The 19,745-nt window shown below is 65.6% G+C and carries 9 protein-coding genes and 1 pseudogene; 5 read left to right on the top strand and 5 right to left on the bottom strand.

Features of this window, described 5'->3' with window-relative positions:
- Window positions 1-33 precede the first annotated feature (33 nt).
- From GGR61_RS05970 to GGR61_RS05960, 3 genes and pseudogenes are all read left to right on the top strand, one after another.
- The gene (locus GGR61_RS05970; protein ID WP_184620787.1) at window positions 34-1,725 is read left to right on the top strand and encodes a molecular chaperone HscC; all 1,692 of its coding nucleotides are present in this window, start codon (window positions 34-36) and stop codon (window positions 1,723-1,725) included.
- Window positions 1,722-3,251 carry a hypothetical protein gene (locus GGR61_RS05965; protein ID WP_184620786.1) on the top strand — a complete coding sequence of 510 codons (1,530 nt, stop codon included), beginning with the start codon at window positions 1,722-1,724 and terminating at the stop codon, window positions 3,249-3,251. The genes GGR61_RS05970 and GGR61_RS05965 overlap by 4 nt, the downstream gene beginning before the upstream one ends.
- A 562-nt stretch (window positions 3,252-3,813) precedes the next feature.
- A pseudogene (locus GGR61_RS05960) lies at window positions 3,814-3,949 on the top strand (IS3 family transposase); the annotation flags it as partial.
- 20 nt (window positions 3,950-3,969) lie between these two features.
- On the opposite strand, the gene GGR61_RS05955 reads toward GGR61_RS05960, so the two are convergent.
- Together GGR61_RS05955 and GGR61_RS05950 are read right to left on the bottom strand one after the other, a co-directional pair.
- On the bottom strand, window positions 3,970-7,827 hold the full coding sequence (locus tag GGR61_RS05955; protein ID WP_184620785.1) for a translocation/assembly module TamB domain-containing protein: 3,858 nt from the start codon (window positions 7,825-7,827) through the stop codon (window positions 3,970-3,972).
- Window positions 7,824-9,605: an autotransporter assembly complex family protein gene (locus tag GGR61_RS05950; protein WP_184620784.1), complete on the bottom strand. Its 1,782-nt coding sequence runs from the start codon at window positions 9,603-9,605 to the stop codon at window positions 7,824-7,826. The genes GGR61_RS05955 and GGR61_RS05950 overlap by 4 nt, the downstream gene beginning before the upstream one ends.
- Before the next feature lie 235 nt (window positions 9,606-9,840).
- On the opposite strand from GGR61_RS05950, the gene GGR61_RS05945 reads away from it, so the two are divergent.
- Complete coding sequence (locus GGR61_RS05945) at window positions 9,841-12,531, top strand: TonB-dependent receptor (protein WP_184620950.1); 2,691 nt, start codon at window positions 9,841-9,843, stop codon at window positions 12,529-12,531.
- Between the two features lie 379 nt (window positions 12,532-12,910).
- Here the strand turns inward: GGR61_RS05945 and GGR61_RS05940 are convergent, their stop codons facing one another.
- The 3 genes from GGR61_RS05940 to glyQ all read right to left on the bottom strand — a co-directional run bounded on the left by GGR61_RS05940 (window position 12,911) and on the right by glyQ (window position 17,819).
- Window positions 12,911-14,491: a sulfotransferase gene (locus GGR61_RS05940; protein ID WP_184620783.1), complete on the bottom strand. Its 1,581-nt coding sequence runs from the start codon at window positions 14,489-14,491 to the stop codon at window positions 12,911-12,913.
- Window positions 14,491-16,722: a glycine--tRNA ligase subunit beta gene (gene glyS, locus GGR61_RS05935; RefSeq protein ID WP_184620782.1), complete on the bottom strand. Its 2,232-nt coding sequence runs from the start codon at window positions 16,720-16,722 to the stop codon at window positions 14,491-14,493. Before glyS ends, GGR61_RS05940 begins: the two co-directional genes overlap by 1 nt.
- Window positions 16,723-16,910: 188 nt before the next feature.
- Entirely contained in the window at window positions 16,911-17,819 is a 909-nt protein-coding gene (gene glyQ / locus GGR61_RS05930) for a glycine--tRNA ligase subunit alpha (protein WP_184406551.1), read from the bottom strand.
- Window positions 17,820-17,908: 89 nt separating this feature from the next.
- Between glyQ and GGR61_RS05925 the strand changes: the two genes are divergently transcribed.
- Entirely contained in the window at window positions 17,909-19,723 is a 1,815-nt protein-coding gene (locus GGR61_RS05925; RefSeq protein ID WP_184406552.1) for a GspE/PulE family protein, read from the top strand.
- Window positions 19,724-19,745: the final 22 nt, after the last annotated feature.

Raw genomic sequence — 19,745 nt, 5'->3', positions numbered from 1 at the left:
AATGTTCGCAGCGAACGGAAAAGGGATTTCACCATGATCGTAGGTATCGACCTCGGCACCACACACTCGTTGATCGGCGTGCACGATGCCGAGGGTGGTCGGTTGTTCCCCAATCCGCACGGTAGCCTGCTGACACCGTCGGTGGTCAGTATCGACGATGACGGCAACCTGCTGGTGGGACAGCCGGCGCGCGAGCGGCTGGTGACGCATCCGCGTCATAGCGTGGCGACCTTCAAACGCTGGATGGGCAGCCCGCGCGAGACCAGACTGGGCGAACGCAGTTTCCGCCCCGAAGAACTCTCGGCACTGATCCTGCGCTCGTTGATCGCCGATGCCGAAGCCGCGCTTGGCCACAAGATCGAAGAGGCGGTGATCAGCGTGCCGGCGTATTTTTCCGATGCGCAGCGCAAGGCCACGCGCGTGGCCGGCGAACTGGCAGGGATCCGGGTCGAACGCCTGATCAACGAGCCCACTGCAGCTGCGCTCGCCTACGGGCTGCAGCAACGCGACGGCGAAGGCCGCGTCCTGGTGCTCGATCTGGGCGGCGGCACCTTCGATGTGTCGCTACTGGAAATGTTCGACGGCGTGGTGGAGGTGCATGCCAGCGCGGGCGACAATTTCCTCGGCGGCGAGGACTTCCTCGAGGTACTGGTGGACGGCTTTTGCGCCGAGCATCAGCTCACGTTGGCCACCCTCGCCGCTGGTGACAGCGCACAACTGCGGCGTCGTCTGGAACAGCTCAAGCGCGAGCTCAGCACGCAGGCGCAGAGCACGATCCAGCTGAGCATCGCCGGTACGTCCTACCGCTGGGAGATCGACGAACCGCGTTTCGCGCAGCTCGCCGAGCCGCTGCTGCAGCGTATGCGGGTGCCGATCGAGCGCGCCCTGCGCGATGCCAAGCTCAAGCCTTCGGATCTGGACGACATCGTGCTGGTGGGCGGTGCGGTCCGTATGCCGATGATCAGCCGGCTGGCCACGCGCATGCTCGGCCGCCTGCCGTTGCGCCACGTCAACCCGGACTATGCGATCGCGCTCGGCGCGGTGGTCGCCGCAGGTCTGAAAAGTCGCGACGAAACGCTGCGCGAAGTAGTGCTGACCGACGTCTGCCCGTACACGCTGGGAACGCAGGTAGCGCGCCACGGCGCCGACGGCCAGCTGCGCGGCGGCTATTTCCACCCGATCATTCCCCGCAACAGCGTGGTGCCGGTGAGCCGCGAAGACCGCTTCCATCCGATGCACGAAGAACAGAGCCAGCTGATGATCGATGTCTACCAGGGCGAGAACCCGATGGTGGACAAGAACATCAAGCTGGGCGAGTTGCGCGTCGCCCTGGATCCCAAGCGCCCGCGTCACGAGCAGAGCGTGCTGACCCGTTTCACCTACGACGTGGACGGGCTGTTGCAGGTGGAGGTGATCGAAGACGCCACCGGCAAGCGTCACGAACTCATCCTCGAACAGAATCCCGGGCTGCTGGATCGCAACGAAATCACACAGCGGCTGCTGGCGCTGGCCGAGCTCAAGGTGCATCCGCGCGACCAACAGCAGAACCTGGCGCTGCTGGCACGCACCGAGCGCGTCTACGAGGAATACATCGATTCCCGCCCCATGGTGCAGCACTGGCTGGCGCAGTTCCGCGAGGCGCTGGACAGCCAGGACCTGCAGCGCATCGAACGCCATCGCCACGAGCTGGGGCAGGCGCTGGACGATCTGGAAGCACGCGGGTGAACGCGGCGCTGGCGGCGCTTGGACTGGCCGAAGACGCCGATGCGCGAGCGATCAAGCGCGCCTACGCGGCGCGTCTGAAGCTTACCCGCCCCGACGACGACCCGGCCGGCTTCCAGCAGTTGCACGACACCTACCAGGCCGCGCTCGCCTGGTCCCAGCAGCGCCTGGCGCTGTTGACCGCGAGCGATGGCGATAACGACACACGCCACGCCAGCCGCGCGCCCGACACTGCGCCCACCTGCACCTCACAGGAGATTGCCGCGCCACAACGGGAGCAAGAGGTAGGCGGCGCCGACGCACCCGAGGTCGAGGCCGCGCGGCCACGAGCACGTGAGCCACGCCATGCACCGCGCACGCACGCGCACGCGACCGACTGGAGCGCAGCGCCCGCCATCGATCTCCCCACCATCGATATCGCGCAGGTCCAGCAGCGCGTTCTGCACAGCGCACGTGCACTTGATTCCGAATCGCTGCAGGCCTGGCTGCTTGCGCAGCCGGACCTGTGGTCGCTCGAGCACAAGCCGCAGATCGGCGCAGGCCTGCAGCACCAGTTGCTCGCCCACGGCGATGCGATCGGCGCCCATAACTACGATGTGCTGGCGGCATTTTTCGATTGGAACGAAGCGCTCGACGCACCCGATCCCTACATCGTCGAACGCGCCCGTCAACAGATGCATCTACGCTGGTTACTGCAACCGCCCGGACATCACGCGCTGAGCGAGGCATTGCGTCAGCGTGGGGATAGCGCCGCATCGGTACCACAGGTGCGCAAGCTGCTGGCACTGCTGCGGCCGAAGTCGCGTGAGGACATGTGTCTGCCGGCCATGCTGTGGCCGGGCCGCCCGACCCGTGTGCGTCGGCTGCTGGATCTGATCGGCTATGTGCCCGATGGAAGAACGCCGCCACCGCCGCTGGATCGACGCAGCGCCAACGCCTGGTACCTGGCCGGCGAGCGGCAGATGTTCAATCCGATCGTCGCCATCCTCGGGTTGGCGCGCAGCGTGATCCTCGGCGCGACGTTTCTGCTGCTGTGCCTGCTGCTGGCGATGATCGACCACAATCCCGCGCCGGGCATGTCACCGGTTTTGAAGGTCGGCCTGTATGGCGCGGCGATCATCGTCGGCGGCTGGGTCGCCTGGTATGCCAGCACGTCGCTACTGCGCTGGCAGTCGCGCCCGGAGGCCGACCCACGCGTCGCACATCCGCTGTTGCAGCGGTGGTTCATCCCCGTAATCGGGTTGATACCGGCCGCATTGATCGTCACCGGCCACCACGATGCCGCCACGGTGATCGCGCTGCCGCTGCTGCTGATGGCGCTGCTGCGCTGGGCACGGCGCGAAGGCAAACGCCGGCAGATCCAATGGAGCTGGGGCTGGGTATGGGCTGCAGTGTTCTGCCTCAAGGTCGTCCTGATCGCCTTCGGTTTCCTGATCGCGTATCCGCAGGCCGCACTCGCGGCCACCGCCGTCGCCTGGGGCGCCGACCTGATCACGCAGCGGAAGGTCCGCAGGGCGACCGCAGGCTAAGAGCGGCTAACAAAACGACTTCGCGTCAGCCTACTGCAGGCAGGCTGATCTGCGGCCTGGCTGCAGGGCCCTTGCCCGCCCAGCGTCGCGGGACACGCTGCAAGTACGTCCATGTAAGCTCTTACGCGTCATCCATGCCGCGTAAGGTCCCGCGACGCTGGGCGGGCAAGGACCAGTCGAGTTGGTCTGTGTGCATGGCTTTAAAAAGCCACCGACTAACTCTCTGGTGCGGTGTCCTCGCCGCTTGCGGGACCGTGTGGCGGCATGGATGCCGCCACCGAGCCCCCAGGGACGGGTTCACGGCGTGTCCCGCGAGCGGTGAGGGCACCGCGCATTCGACCCACTCAGTGTTTGATCTGGACTTCTGACGGCATCCACCAAGATACGGCCGACAAAACCACTGCACTCACTGACAGGCGCTCGCTCGCCAGGTTTTGTTGGCTGCTCTAAGTCGCCGAGGCCCGCGCGTCTTTTTCGCTACCCGCAACAATGCGGGCACCGGCGCTCGCAACGTGCGGATGACAGGACGACGGCGGAGCAGCCAGCCCAGCGACATCGCATACGCACGCTGAGCGAGGTTCGCGAACAGACCGAACACTGGCTACCGGCAGATCCCGCACGACCGCCTGGGCGGGCTAACGCCCGCCGAGTTCCGTGATCAACATCAACCGCAGACCTCTAGTTTTAGCTGGCATTGAATGACGGGAGCCGACAGTCGCTACTTCTCCCGCCGCCAGTTCACCGACCCCTTGGTCTCCACCGTGCTCGATTCGGCTTCCACGTCGAAGCCGCGGCTGAGCAGGTATTTGAGCGTCAGCACCGAGCCGCTGCCGATCATCGACACGCCATAACCGACGTAGAGTTTCGGCGAGAGGTACTTGCCGAAGCCCACCACCGAGCCGACGGTGCTGGATTGGCTGACGCCGGCTTCGTCCAGGCCCAGCTTGGCGCCGATCTGCGAGGCGATCAGGCTGCTGCCGGCCGACAGGGCGGCCGAGGCGGCGCTGACCTGCTGGGTTTCGTCGCTGCTGGCAGTGGACAGGCCACGGCCGAGCACCAGATACGACAGCGCTTCGGACTGCGACATCGCAGGTTCCGACCATACATCCGCACGCGGCGATTCGGCGCGGCCGCTGACGTCGATGCCGGCGGTGACATCGCCGATCTTGCGTTCGGCGCGCAGGCTCACGCGCGGGTCGGAGACGATGTTGTTGTTCCAGGTCAGCTGGCCGCGCGAGATGGTCAGATCCTGTCCGTAGGCCTTGTAGCGGCCGCGCACATCCAGCCCGCCGCTGGCAGTCATTTCGCGGCCCGGGCGGGCGCGGATCTGCATCTGCCCACTCAGCCCGCCCTTCAGGCCGAAGCCGCTCATGTTGACCTTGTCGCCAAGCACGATGGCCAGGTCCATATCCAGTAGCGACGACGGCGCGGCTTGCGGGTCCACCGGGTCCAGCACCACCACGTCTTCGGACACCGAAGTGCCGCGATCCAGGCGTTCCAGATCGATGTCGGCTTCGGGCACGGTGACCTTGCCGCGCAGCTGCATGGTGTTGTCGGTGATGCCGAACTGCATGTCCGGGTTGGCGATGATGCGCAGCTCGCTGGTGTTGTAGGCCAGCACGTTTTCGCCGCGGATATTGAGCAGCAACGGCGTGCTGGTGCCGAACCACGACAACCCGCCGTCGATGTTGAGCGTGCCTTCGCCGGACTTGGCCGAGGCGGTGATCTTGGCCGAGCCATCCGGCAAGGCGTCGAAGCGGCCCTTGCCTTCGCTCAGGGTCAGGCCCATCGACGGATATTCGGCGGTGAAGTCGCTCAAGGTCGCATCGCCGCCGAGCAGCGGTTTGTCGCGGGTGCCGCGCAGGCTCACATGGCCTTCGACCAGGCCCTTGGGCCGCACTACATCGGCCACCACCAGCTCCAGCCAGTACAGACGCGACATATTGAGATACAGCTCGCCGTTGAGCGGCGCGTACGCGTCCCAGCCGGTGTTGAACTTGGCATCGACAAAGCCTGCGCCCTGGAAGCCGATACCGAGCTTTGCCTGGATCTGCTGCTGGGTGAAATCGGCCTGCACGCTGAACTGGTCGTAGCGCAACAACTCGCCGCGATTGGGGTTGCCGGCCACGGCGGCGTAACGGGTTTCACCCAAACGAATGCCGCCTTCGGGCGAAGCGATGCGCAGGCTGCCTTCCCATGCATTGCCGCGCGGCTTGAAGCTGCCGTCCAGCGACAACTCGCCACGCAGATAGATCTGCCGGCCTTCCTGCTTGGGCAGCCACGGCTGCACCAGCGACAGCGGCAAGGCATCGCCATGCACCACCATGCCCTCGCGCGGCCAGTTGGCGTTGGCGCACAGCGCGCCACCGGTAGCGGCGCCCAGGCAGGTATCGGACAAGGTGAAGGCCGCGCCATCGGTACTGAATTGCGCCGGCTGACGCAGCGACCATGCAGCGCCCTTGGCCGGTGCGATACGCAGCGTGGCGACCTGGCCCTGCCAGCGCTCGCCATTGCGACGCACATCGCCCTGCAGCGCGACACTCGCCAGGCTGTTGGCGATATCGGCATCCAAGCGCAGCGCTTCCACTGCGCCACGCGCCTGCACGCGCACGCTGTCCAGCACCATGCCGGCTTCGATGGCGGTGCCTTGCAAGGCCAGTTGTCCGTCGCTGCCGCGCCACGGCAGACGACCACGCAGGCTGATGCTCTGCGCGCTGTAGTCGTTCCAGTGCAGTCCATTGCCGGCAATGTCGGCGGTGATGTCGGGCGCATCGCGGCGGCCGCTGACCTGCAACTGCCCCCGCACGGTGCCGGTGGCGCCCGGCAGCACATCGTCCAGTTGCAGCGGCTGCAGCTGCGCAGCGATATCGAGCTGGTCGCCCACCTTGCCCTTGGCGTTGATGCGGCTATTGCCCAGCGACAGCTGCAACTCGCCCTCGCCCTGCTCGCCGCGCAAGGCGAACTTGCCGTTGGCCGACAGCGCGCGCTGACGCAACTGGCCGGCCAGACGTGGAATCTCCGCTGTGGCTTCGAAGCCCGGCGACACGCCGCCGGCCGGCGCCGGCAACTGGCGGCCCTTGGAAGCGACCTTGCCGGACAGATTGCCGTCCCAGCCCGGTACGAAATAGCCCGGATCGAACTTGGACAATTGCGCCGTGACATCCCAATCCAGCGCTGGCGTCCAGCCCACCTCGCCGCTGAGATCGAGCGAGCCGCCAGGCGTCTTGGCCTGCACCTGCTTGAGCTGGGCGCGCTGCTCGTTGCCGCGGCTGTCGAACACCAGCGCGGCCTGCTGCCCGTCGCGCTCCAGCGTGGCGCGGCCGATCGCCGCCCAGGCCTTCAAGGTGCCGGCCACCCCCAGACGCGCATCGACCAGATCCACCGGCACGCTCGGCGCATCGGGCGTGGCCGGGTCGGGGGTCGGGGTGAAGCGCAGGCCGCTGGCATTGACCGCAAAACGGAAGCTCGGGTTCTGGGTGTCGCGGAAGTCGGCAGTGCCTTGCAGTTGTGCGCGCCCTTCGAAGGCATCGATCACCAACGGCGCGACCGTGATGACCTGGTCCTGCAGGCTGATGTGCGAAGGCTGCAAGGTGGCGCTCAACTCGCCCTGCTTGACGCTGCCTTGCAGGTCGGCGTGACCGCCCTTGCCGGAGGCCTGCAGGTTCAGCGCGATCGGCGTGGCCGGTGCGGCGTACTGCCCGTTGGTGGCGGGCATCAGCAGCGAGGTATCCAGCGCTTTGGTGACGGCCTTGAACGCCCACGTCGGGTTGTCGCGCCCGGTGAACACCAGGCTGGCCTGCAACGGGGCCGGCGCGCGGCCGGCGATGGCCACCTCCATCTTGTCCAGGTCGCCGCGTGCGACCAGCCCCAGGCTGGCCGGCGTGCGCCCGCGCGCGGCCGGCAGCACCGCCGTGGCGGTGAGGTCGGTGCGGTAGTCGTCGCTGGGCACGTAATCGCCGTGCAGGCGGAAGTTGCCCATGTCGGTGTCGATCACCAGATCGCGCGTACGCAGCTCGCCAGCGGCCACTTCCAGCCCGCCCTGCACGGTGTGCAGGACGATCATCGGCTGCTGCAGCTGGGTGATGCGCAGGTTCTCCACATCGATCTTGTCGGCCTGGATCGCCAGCGGCACGGTGATCTGTGGCAGCGAGTCGGGCCAGCTCGGCAGCGTGAACGGCTCCTCGCTCTTGCCCAGGTTCAAGGTGGCGTTGCTGACCTGCACCGCATCCAGTTGCAGCTTTTGCCCGAGCAACGGGCGCAGATCCGGCTCCAGATACACCCGCTCGGCAGTGAAGTGGATGTCCTGATAACGGAAATCGACGTCGCGCAGGGTCAGCGGGCCGGCCACCGGGCCTTCGACGGTGCCGTAAGTAAACGTCGCGCCGACCGGCAAGCGCGCCGTCACCTGCGCCAGCAATACATCGCGCCCGGCCACGGTCTGCAGCAACCAGTACACCGCGATCAGGGCCAGCACCACCAGGCCCAGCACGGTCAGCCCGGACGCGATCCAGAACCGGCGACGGCGATAGAACCGCGCGCGCGGCGCAGGGGTCGGGTTCGGCGTCGGTGTACTCACAGATTGGCCCCGATATCGATATAGAGCTGGAACTGCGAGTCGGGGTCGTTCAGGCCATGCGCGATGTCCACGCGCACCGGCCCCACCGGCGAGCGCCAGCGCAGACCGAAGCCGATACCGGTATGCCAGTCGGGCCTGTCGTCGAACGCGCTGCCGCTATCGACGAACACCGCGCCGCCCCACGGGCCGCCCTTGAGGTAATGCTCGTATTCGGCGCTGGCGGTGACCACGTGCTTGGCACCGAGCGCGAACTCGTCCGGCCTGGGCGTGCGCGGGCCCACTTCGCGGAACGCATAACCGCGAATGCTGTTGGCGCCGCCGGCAAAGAAGCGCAGGCTCGGCGGCATTGCCACCAGATCGCTGGTCCAGGTGGTACCGCCTTCGCCGCGCAGAATGATCCGACTGTTGTCGCCGGCGCCCAGAAACCAGCGCAGCTGTCCGTAGACCTGACCAAAATTGGTATCGGACCCGGCACCTTCGGCACCGCCACGGATGAGTGCCTGCCCGGAGACACCGCTGCGTGGAAACAGGCGGTCGTCGACATTGACGTAATTGGCCTGCAGCTGCGGATAGACCAGGGTGGAAGTTTCGTACACCGCATCGGTGAAATCGCTGCCGCTGCTGAAGCGCCAGCGTTCGCGCAAGCCGTTGATCGAGGCGATCGCGCTCCAGCGCTCATTGATCTGGCCGCTGCGGCTGCCGGTGAGTTTGACGTTGCGCAGGTCGATGTACTCGGTCTGCTCGTCGTATAGCCGCGCCGAGGCGGTGTACCAGCCGTCCAGCCAGCGGAACGCCGGCACGCGGTAGCTGGTGGTCAGGCTCTTGCGGTTCTGCGCGTAGTCCAGCTGCGTGTCCATCTTGTGGCCGCGCGAATTCACGTAGCGCCGCTCCACGCCGCCGCGCACACCGGCGCCGCTCTCGCTGCCGTAGCTCAAGCCCGAGGTGTAGACGGTGCGCTTGGCGCGGGTGAGTTTGACCTCCACCGGCACGCGGCCCTGGTCGTCGGCGTCTTCGGGCTTGGGCTGGATATCGATGGTGCTGAAGTAATCGAGTTTGGTCAGCGACTCGCGCAGGCGATCCAGCTTGCCTTCGTGGTAGTAGCTGCCTTCGTCCCAGTACACCAACGGGTCGAACAGGCCTTCGCGGAAGTAGTCGTAATCGAAGTGCACCTTGCCCATGTCGTAGCGGCGGCCGCTGTCCCAGTTCAAATCGATATCGGCGGCATGCTCGGCACGGGTGACGGCAACGCGGCGTTGAGTGAAGTCGGCATCGAAATAGCCGCGCTCGGCCAGACGACGGGTGATGCGCACCTTGCTGGCTTCGTATTGCGGGTGGCTGAAGACCTGGCCCTCGTGCGGCTCGAACTGCTTGAGGTCCTGGCCCAGGTAGCGGTCCTGCTCGGCCCAGCCGGTGATGGAGATATGCGACTGCCGCACCCGCACCGGCTCGCCACGCTCTACCGTGATCACCACCGTCACCTTGTCGCCGTTGCGCGGCGCGGCCAGTTCGATGGTCGGCGAGTAATAGCCAAACGGCTCCAGCGCCTCGCGCGTCTGACGCTCGGCCTGCGCCAGCAAGTATTCCAATCGCGACTCGCCCTGCTCCTTGCCGACGGCCTCGTAAAGAGACAACGAAACCTCGATGTTTTCGATCATCTCGGCGTCGTCGCCCTCATCCAGGCCCTTGATCTCGATCTTGTCGATGGTTGCCCGGGCGGCCGCTTGCAGCGGAACGAACAGAGTGCACAGCAGGCAGAGAGCAAACGCGACTTTAGGCATCGGCGAAGGATACCCAGCCTGGGCGTGAAGAGACAAAAAATCTAAGCAACCGCGACTATACGAACGCCGCGCGACTGCGTACAGTCGAGGCATTGTTAACAATGTGTTCACAATGAATTCGTGCGGCCATTCCGGATTGCCGTGCGCCTTGTTGCATACCTGGAGAGAGGTTTCCATGAAGCGCCATTTGTTGGTCAACGCTGTATGTGCCGCCCTGGCGATGCCGTCGCTTGCGATGGCACAGAACGCCGAGAATGTGACCGAATTGAACAAGGTCACCGTGACAGGCTCATTGATTCCCCGGTCGCAGATCGAAACGGCCACGCCGGTGATGTCCATCACTGCGCAGGACATCCAGCGCCGCGGTTTCAAGGATGTCTACGACGTGCTGCGCTCGCAGCCGATGGCCACCGGCTCGGTGCAGGACGGTCAGTTCAGTGGCGGCTTCACCGCTGGCGCCAAGTCGCTGAGCCTGCTCGGCCTGGACCCCGGTTTCACCCTGGTGCTGATCGATGGCCGGCCGATGGCCGATTACCCGCTGCTCTACAACGGCCAGAGCAACTTCGTCGACCTGGCCAGCGTGCCGGTGGGCATGGTCGAGCGCATCGATGTGGCGCCCGGCAACCAGTCCTCGATCTATGGCTCCAGCGCCATCGCCGGGGTGGTCAACATCATCCTGAAGAAGCACATGGACGGCGTGCAGATGAATTACCGCATGGGCACCTACGACGGTGGCGGCGGCAACAACCAGCGCTTCCAGCTTACCGGCGGCAGCACCTTCGCCAAGGCCGATCTCGTCTGGGGCCTGCAGCTCAACAACCAGGATCCGATCTACGGCTACCAGCGCCGCGATTTCGATTCCACCTCCGACAATCCGGACCCCACGCTGCGCTACGGCTCGCGCATCGCGTTGCACAGCACGCCGACCACCTACATCGACCCGGGCACGGCAAACTGCGATGCGCTGGGGCCGCTGTTCAACGGCTCGGTGCAGTACGACAACCGCGGCAACCGCGGCAACTTCTGCAGCAGCCGCACCACCCCAGGTTACGCCAGCATCCTCAACAAGGAACGCAGCGCCAGCGGCTACGCCAACCTGACCTACGCCTTCAACGACAACACCCAAGGCTATGCAACGCTGTTGCTCAATCGCACCAAGGTGGAGGTCAACAGCGGCTCGCGCTTCTGGCAGAGCTCGGCCGATACCGGCGGCTTTTTCTACAACCAGGACAGCCAGCAGCTGGAGAGCTACCAACGCGTCTTCGCACCCGAAGAAACCGGCAATCTGAACTTCAACAACAATCGCCAGACCGCCGATTCCTACAACATCGCCGCCGGCATCAAGGGGGGTCTCGGCAGCAGCAACTGGACCTACGATGCGTACTACGCGCGTGCCGAGTACCGCATCGACAGCCGCCAGCAATGGCCGTTGGTTGACCGCATCGAAGATTTCTTCCGCGAGCAGTTCCTGGGCGCGCCGCAGGGCGACTTCTCCGGCTACCCGATCTATTCCCCCAACGACGCCAACTTCTATCGCGCGTTGACGCCGGCGCAGTACCGCAGCTTCAACGACGAGATCCACACCAAGTCCAGGACCTGGACCCAGAACGTCAACCTGCAGGTCACCAATACAGAGCTGTTCAACATGCCGGCCGGTGCGGTGGGCGTGGCCGGCGTACTGCAGGCAGGCAACCAGTACTGGGAAAACCCGACCGATCAGCGCGTGATCGCCGGCGACTTCTATCAGCTCACCGGCACCCAGGGCAGCGGCAAGCGCGAGAACTGGGCGGCAGCCTTCGAAATGCGTGTGCCGATCCTGAGCACCCTCACGGCCAATCTGTCCGGCCGCTACGATGACTACAAGAACCAGGGCGGCGGTGGCGACTCCAAGTTCACCTACAAGGCCGCGCTGGAATTCCGCCCGATCGATTCGCTGTTGTTCCGCGGCAACTACGCCACTGCGTTCAAGGCACCGGACATGGCGTTCTCGTTCGCTGGCGACAGCGGGTTCTTCCAGGGCGTCAATGACTACTACCGCTGCGCAATCGAAGAACCCGGCGTGCCGATCACCGACTGCACCTATGCCGACACCAGCATCCAGGGCCGTCGGTCCGGCAATGCCGACCTGAAGTCGATTACCGCAAAATCCTGGGGCGCCGGCGTGGTGTGGTCGCCTAGCGCCCGATTCAGCGTCAACGCCGATTACTACAACATCAAGATCGACCAGAAAGTCAGCGACCTGAGCACTGACAATCTGTTGCAGACCGAGTCGGCCTGCCGTCTTGGCAGCCTGGATATCAACTCGCCGACCTGCGTGGACGCACTCTCGCGCATCGATCGCACCGCCGCCAATGCGCCGGTGCCGAACCGCCTGAGCAGCATCCGCATCAACCCGGTCAATATCTCCAACGAAGAGATTTCCGGCCTGCTGGCCAAGGGCACGTACAACTGGGCCACGGAGTCGTGGGGCCTGTTCGTCTTCGACGCGCAGTACAACCTCACGCTCAAGCACGAAAGCCAGCAGTTCCCGCAGGACCCGGTACGCGACCTGCTCAGCGAGCCGTTCTTCTCCTCGGAGTTCCGCAGCATCACCAATGCCTCGGTGACGTGGCAGAAAGACGCGTGGACCACCACGCTCTTCGGGCAACGCTATGGGCGCACGCCCAACTTCACGGCGCAGCAAAGCACCGATGGCTATGCCGTGGAAGACGCTGGCAAGGTGGGAGCGTGGACCACGTTCAACGCAACGGTGGACTATGCGGTCAACGACGATATCTCGCTGACCATGACGGTCAATAACCTGGCCGACAAGCGAGCACCGCGCGACCGCACCTACACCAACTACCCGTACTACAACATCTTCAACTACACCGGCTACGGGCGTTCCTACATGCTGGAATTGAACTGGCGCTTCGGCGCGCACTAACGAGGAGCGAACAAGACGTCGCGAGCGGTCCGCAGATGGGTGCGGACGGCGCACGGCAGGCAGGTGTCCGCGTGGTACATGCCCAGCCGAGCACCTGCCACACCCGCCTGCCCACCGCGCAGGCGTCTTGTTAGCGCTCGTGGTGATCCAAGGCAATCGCGTCCAACGGCAGCCACCTGGCTGCCGTTGGCGTTTCTACGCTGCCGAGCCTGATCCAGCGCCTCTGGATCGCAGCGGCGTCACTGCAGGCAGGAAACGCTGCCAATCAACCGCGCGAGCGGCTGGCGCCAGTGACGCGCATGCACGCCGGCCACGGACACGATGTACACACCCAACCGGTGTCCGCTCGCTTCCTGTTGCAGGCCGCTATCAGCCTGGATCAGGCCTGGATCAGGCCAGCATGCAACAAGGCCTGCCGCAGCGGCTCCAGCTGCGTGGCATAGCGCCGCCACTCTTCCACGTTGCGCCCATGCACGCCTTCGCGCACCTGCACGCTGCTCAGCGTGGCCGATGCGGCCGCATTGCGGGTGATGTCGATCTGCCCGGGCTCGATCTCCAGCCCACAGCGCATCATCAATTGCTCCAGCACCGTGGATGGATCACGCACCATCTGCGTGTAATCCACATCGATGACCCGGCCAGGCAATGCCGCACGCCACTGCGCCATCAACGCGTGATACGCCTGATAGTGACGTGCCAGCGTGTGCAGGTCGTAGCTGTAGGCATAGGAGTCGCCGAACAGCGCGCGGTAATTGGAGAAACACACCGCCATCGGCTCGCGCACCAGATGCACGATCAACGCCCCTGGCAAGGCACGCGCGATCGCGCCGATCGCCACCGCATTGGTCGGCAATTTGTCGATATACCAGCGTGCCGACCCAGCCCGCCATTGCGTCTGTTCCAGGTAACGCGCGCCGATCTGCGCATAATCCAGCCTTGGCAGCGCCTGCAGCAGACGCGCGTCCAGCAGGCTGCGGCCGGCCTGATCGGCGCCCCAACGCAACTGATGGCCGAAGTCGTTCAACTCGCCAGCCGACACGATCTGCGAATGATTGCCCAGCATCCGCTCCAGCACCGTGGTGCCCGAGCGCGGCAAGCCGAGGACGAAGATCGGCTGTGGGCCGTGTGCGGTCGCGGTTTGCTGCGCTGTGAACACGCCTTGTTCGGCCAACGCACCCAACTGTGCGTACAACGTTGCTTCGGCGTCGGCGTCGTGACGCAGACGCGCATGCATCACCGTATTGCCGTGGCGCAGCGCGTCCCAGGCGGCATCGGTCTGACCGAGGTCTTCCAGCTCCTTGTATAGTGCGAATGCCAGCCCGGCGCGATCTTCGCTATCGGGCTTGGCGAGCTGCAGCTGCTGACGTAACTGATCGAGATGATGGCTGGTTGCAGTCTGACGGCGTAGTCGCGCACGCGTCAGCGCCGCGCGGCCGTAGCCTGGCGACAGCGCCAACGCGCGCTCCAATGCCTGCGCTGCATCGTCGAGGCGATTATTGAATTGCAATTGCACCGCAAGAAAGAAGCGGAAATCAGCACTATCGAATCCGCACGCCTGCGCGCGCTGCATCATCGCCAGTGCGTCGACATGTTCGCCCAGCGATTGATGCACGTGCGCCAGCAGCGCCAGCGTGGCGCCGTCCTGGCACTGCATCACCGACGGATGCCGCAGCAAGGCATGAAGTTCGCGATGCTCGCCGACCCGCAACAAGGCTTGCGCCACGCGGCAACGCATCGCCACGTCGTCGCCGAGGTCTCTGGCGGCAAGCTGCAACTGCGCAACCGCCTCGCGCATTTTGCCGTTGGCCAGTACGGTGCCGGCCAACAACACGCGGGCCGATACATGTGTGGGATCCACCGCCAGCAGCGCCTGCAATGCAGACGCTGCCACACCCAGGTCGCGACGTGCCAACGCGGCCTGGGCGGTCTGCCAGTGCACCGCGCCGACGGACGCGGCCATCAGCTGGACAGATGCTCGATGGCGGCGACGCTGCCGAGGCGGTCGCCGAGCTTCTTCAGCAAGGCCAGGCGATTGGCGCGCAGCTGCGCGTCTTCGGCGTTGACCATAACACCATCGAAGAACGCATCCACCTGCGGGCGCAACCGCGCCAGGCGCGCGAGCACGGCGACATAGTCGTGGCGATGCAGCGCATCGCCGGTATCGCCGATGGCCGCTTCCACCGCTTCGGCCAGCGCTTCTTCGGCCGGCTCACGCAGCAGACTGGTGTCGATATCGCCGGGAATCTCGCCCTCGACCTTGCGCAGGATATTGCGGATGCGCTTGTTGGCCGCGGCCAGCGCTTCGGCCTCGGGCAAGGTGGCGAAGATGCCGATCGCATCGATGCGGCGGTCGAAGTCGTAGAGGGAGGCGTGGGTCGCGCCCGGATGCGCTCCTACGCCGAGCGCTGCAGGAGCGCCCTCGGGCGCGACCGAGAACAAGGCAGCGACTGCATTGAAGTGGGTGGCAGGAACGCCCTTGTCTGCGTAGTAGCCGCGTAGGCGGTCGAGGATGAAATCAAAGAGCTCAGTCAATTCTTCCAAATGCAGCGATCGCTGATTCGCATGTGACGTGGGGGCATCTACACCTGACGCACGTGCTTTGTCCGCCACATCCTTTTTCTGCCGCAGCACAACCTCAGACATCGACTGTTTTGCAGAGCTGTAGGCGAGATAGAGCAAATCCTTGAGATCCAGATCAAACCCACTCTCAATCACAGTCCGCGCCAACCCCAGCGCATTACGCCGCAACGCAAACGGATCTTTATTGCCGGTCGGTTTCAACCCGGCCGCGAATCCACAAGCTAACGTATCCAGGCGCTCCGCAATCGCCAGCACCTTACCCAACGGCGACAGTGCGATGTCGTCGCCGGCAAAACGTGGCTGGTAGGCCTCATCGATCGCCAGCGAAATCTCACCAGGCTCGCCAGCAGCCTTGGCGTAATGCCGGCCGGCGATGCCCTGCAGCTCGGGGAATTCGTTGACCATGCGCGATTGCAGATCGTTCTTGGCCAGCTGCGCGGCACGACGCGCCTGCACCGGATCGGCACCCACCTGCGGCGCGATCGCCTCGGCCAGCGCAGCCACGCGCGCCACCTTGTCGGCCACCGTGCCCAGCTTGGCCTGATACGTGACGCTGGCAAGGCCTGCGCCCATCGCCTCCAGCCCCTGCTTGAGGTCTTCGTCGAAGAAGAACTTGGCATCGGCAAAGCGCGGACGGATCACGCGCTCGTAGCCCTTGGCCACTTCGGCGACATCTTTGGAAACGATGTTGGCGATGCCGATGAACTGCTCGGTCAACTTGCCGCCGTCGTCCAGCACTGGGAAGAATTTCTGGTTGATCTCCATGGTTTCGATCAACGCTTCCTGCGGTACCGCCAGGAAATCGCGCTCGAAACTGCACAGCACCGCCGACGGCCATTCGACCAGGTTGACCACCTGTTCCAGGTTGTCGTCGCTGATGCGCGCACTGCCGCCGGCCTGCTTTGCGGCGGCCTCGACTTCTTCGACGATGCGCGCACGGCGTGCGTCCGCATCCACCAGCACGTGCGCAGCGCGCAGCGCCTCGACGTAATCGCCCGGCGCCGCCAGCGACACGTCGCCGTCATGCATGAAACGGTGCCCGCGGGTGATGCGGTCGCCCCGCACGCCCAGCAGTTCGGCCGGGATCACGTCAGTACCGAACAACAACACCAGCCACTGCACCGGCCGTGCGAAGGCGTATTCGTGCGCGCCCCAGCGCATCGGCTTGGGGATCGGCATCGCGGCAATGGCCTCGCGCAGGATGTCGGGCAGCAAGTCGGCGGTGCGCGCGCCCGGCGTCACCGCGCGATGCACGAAGCGCTCGCCCTTGGCGTCGCTGGTGCGCTCCAGCGCGGTCCAGTCGATGCCGGCCTTGGCGGCGAACCCGGCCAGCGCCTTGGTCGGCTTGCCCTCGGCATCCAGCGCGATGTTGAGATACGGCCCCAACACTTCCGAGCGCTGCTCCGGCTGCTCGGTGGCCACGCCCGGCAGCAGCACCGCCAGGCGACGCGGGGTGGACAGCGGCTTGGCATCGCCGCGGCTGACGGCGACGCCGCGCTTTTCCAGACCGGCCAGCACGCCATCGAAAAAGGCCTGCGCCAAACCCGGCAGCGCCTTGACCGGCAGTTCTTCGGTGCCCAGTTCGATCAGCAGGGGAAGTTGTTCGCTCATGTCAGGTGAACCTTGCGTATGTCCCTTCTGCCATCAACGGGCGAAGGTGGCTGGGGAATGTCCTTCTCCCGCATGCGGGAGAAGGTGGCGCACCGCGCCGGATGAGGGTCGTGCCAGGACGGCGGAGACGTGCTGCCCCCACCCGCCCTGCGGGCACCTTCCCCCGCGAGCGGGGGAAGGCAACAGCGTCAGCGTTTGACCCCGGGAAAGCCCAGCTTTTCGCGCTGCGCGTAATAGGCCTGCGCCACGCCCTGCGACAACGTGCGCACGCGCAGGATGTAGCGCTGGCGCTCGGTCACGCTGATCGCGCGGCGTGCGTCGAGCAGATTGAAGGCGTGGCTGGCCTTGGTCACCTGCTCGTACGCCGGCAGCGGCAAGCCGACCTCGATCAGGTGCCTGGCCTCGGCTTCGCAGGCATCGAAGCGATGGAACAGCTCGGCCACGTTGGCGTGCTCGAAGTTGTAGGCGCTCTGCTCGACTTCGTTCTGGTGGTAGACATCGCCGTAGCTCACCGGGGTGCCATCCGGGCCGTAGGTCCACACCAGGTCGTAGACGTTGTCGCAGCTCTGCAGGTACATGCACAGCCGTTCCAGCCCGTAGGTGATCTCGCCCAGCACCGGCTTGCACTCCAGCCCGCCGGCCTGCTGGAAGTAGGTGAACTGGGTCACCTCCATGCCGTTGAGCCAGACTTCCCAGCCCAGGCCCCAGGCGCCGAGCGTCGGCGATTCCCAGTTGTCTTCGACAAAGCGCAGGTCGTGCACCAGCGGGTCGATGCCCAGCGCCTTGAGCGAGCCCAGGTATAGGTCCTGGATGTTGTCCGGGTTGGGCTTCATCGCCACCTGGTACTGGTAGTAACGCTGCAGGCGGTTGGGATTTTCGCCGTAGCGGCCGTCGGTGGGACGGCGCGAGGGCTGCACGTAGGCGGCATTCCACGGCTCCGGGCCCAGCGCGCGCAGGAAGGTGGCCGGATGGAACGTGCCCGCACCCACTTCCAGGTCCAACGGCTGGATCAGCACGCAGCCCTGCTTGGCCCAGTACTGATTGAGGGTCTGGATCAGGCCCTGGAACGTGATTGGAATGGACAGGGGATCGGGCATGCAGCAAGGGCCGTGCGGAAAGGGTGCGTTAGTATACCGGCCGACCCGCAGCGCTTTGCCGCGGAGCACCGCTGCAGGGGAAACAAGCGATGGAACAGCGGCGTACGGCCGATCCAGAGGGTGCAGTGGCGATCCTGCCGCGCGGACGACTGATGTTCGACCCGGTGGCCGCCGCGTTGCTCGCCGATGGCATGGTGGTGCCGCACGAACATGAGCGCGTGCAGTTCTCCGCCGCCGGCGTGCGCAACGCCAGCGAAGTGCATCCGCTGGTGCTGCTGGCCAACCTCAAGCTGCACGCCGCGCAGCCGCCGGCCGGCGAGCTCGGGCTGGAACGACTCACCGAATGGCTGGCCACGCGCACCGGAATGCGTTATCTGCGCATCGACCCCACCCGCATCGACGTGGCTGCGGTCACCGGCGTGGTCTCGCATGCCTACGCGCGCCGCCACCGCATCCTGCCGCTGGCGCTGGATGCCGAGCGCGTGCTGATCGCCACCAGCGAGCCGCTGGCGCTGGACTGGCTGGCCGACGTGCAGCATCTAAGCCGTCGCCGTATCGAACTGGCGCTGATCAATCCGCTGGATCTGCATCGCTACACGATGGAGTTCTTCGGCGTGACCCAATCGGTGCGCGGCGCGCGCGGCGATGTGCGCAGCGCCGAACCCGGCGCGGGGCTGCCCAGTTTCGAGCAACTGGTGGAACTGGGCCGCGCCGGCGACGTCAATGCCGACGACCACCACATCGTGCATATCGTCGACTGGCTGCTGCAGTACGCCTACGAACAGCGGGCCAGCGACATCCACCTGGAGCCGCGCCGCGAGGCCGGGCGCATGCGCTTTCGCATCGACGGGGTGCTGCACAAGGTGCTGGAAGTGCCGCCCTCGGTGATGACCGCCGTGGTCAGCCGCATCAAGGTGCTCGGCCGCATGGACCTGGCCGAACGCCGCCGCCCGCAGGACGGCCGCATCAAGACCCGCTCGCCGGGCGGGCGCGAAGTGGAAATGCGCCTGTCCACCATGCCCACCGCGTTCGGCGAAAAGTGCGTGATGCGCATCTTCGACCCGGATTCGGCGTTCAAGAGCATCGAGCAACTCGGCTTCAGCCCCGAGGAAGCGGCCGGCTGGAGCGCGCTGGTGGAGCGCCCGCACGGCATCGTGCTGGTCACCGGCCCGACCGGCTCGGGCAAGACCACCACGCTGTATTCCACGCTCAAGCGGCTGGCCACGCCGGATGTGAACGTGTGCAGCGTGGAAGACCCGATCGAAATGATCGCGCCGGAATTCAACCAGATGCAGGTCCAGCAGAACATCGACCTGGATTTCGCCAGCGGCGTGCGCACGCTGCTGCGGCAGGACCCGGACATCATCATGATCGGCGAAATCCGCGACCTGGAAACCGCGCAGATGGCGGTGCAGGCCTCGCTCACCGGGCATCTGGTGCTGTCCACGCTGCATACCAACGATGCGGCCTCGGCGATCACCCGTTTGCTCGACCTGGGCGTGCCGCACTATCTGGTCGCCAGCACCCTCAACGGCGTGCTGGCGCAGCGGCTGGTACGCACGCTATGCGTGCACTGCAAGCGCCCGCACACGCTCAGCGACGACGACTGGTCGGCGATCCGCGAGCCGGGCGAAGCGCTGCCGGAAACGCTCAACGTGCACGCCCCGGTGGGTTGCCTGGAATGCCGCCGTACCGGCTATCTCGGCCGCGTGGGCTTGTACGAATTGCTGCCGGTGACCCCACGCCTGCGCAGCCTGATCCGCGCCGACACCGACCTGGCCAGCTTCAGCCACGCCGCGCGTGGCGAGGGGTTACGCACCTTGCGCCGCACCGGGCTGGAAAAGGTCGCCGCCGGGCTGACCACGGTGGAAGAGGTGCTGTCGGTGTTGCCGCCACGGGAGTAGGCGCAACGCGTATGAGCGGAGC

Source organism: Xanthomonas sp. 3058 (genome assembly GCF_014199765.1).
GTDB lineage: Bacteria > Pseudomonadota > Gammaproteobacteria > Xanthomonadales > Xanthomonadaceae > Xanthomonas > Xanthomonas campestris_B.
This window is presented reverse-complemented; position numbering and strand designations above follow the sequence as displayed.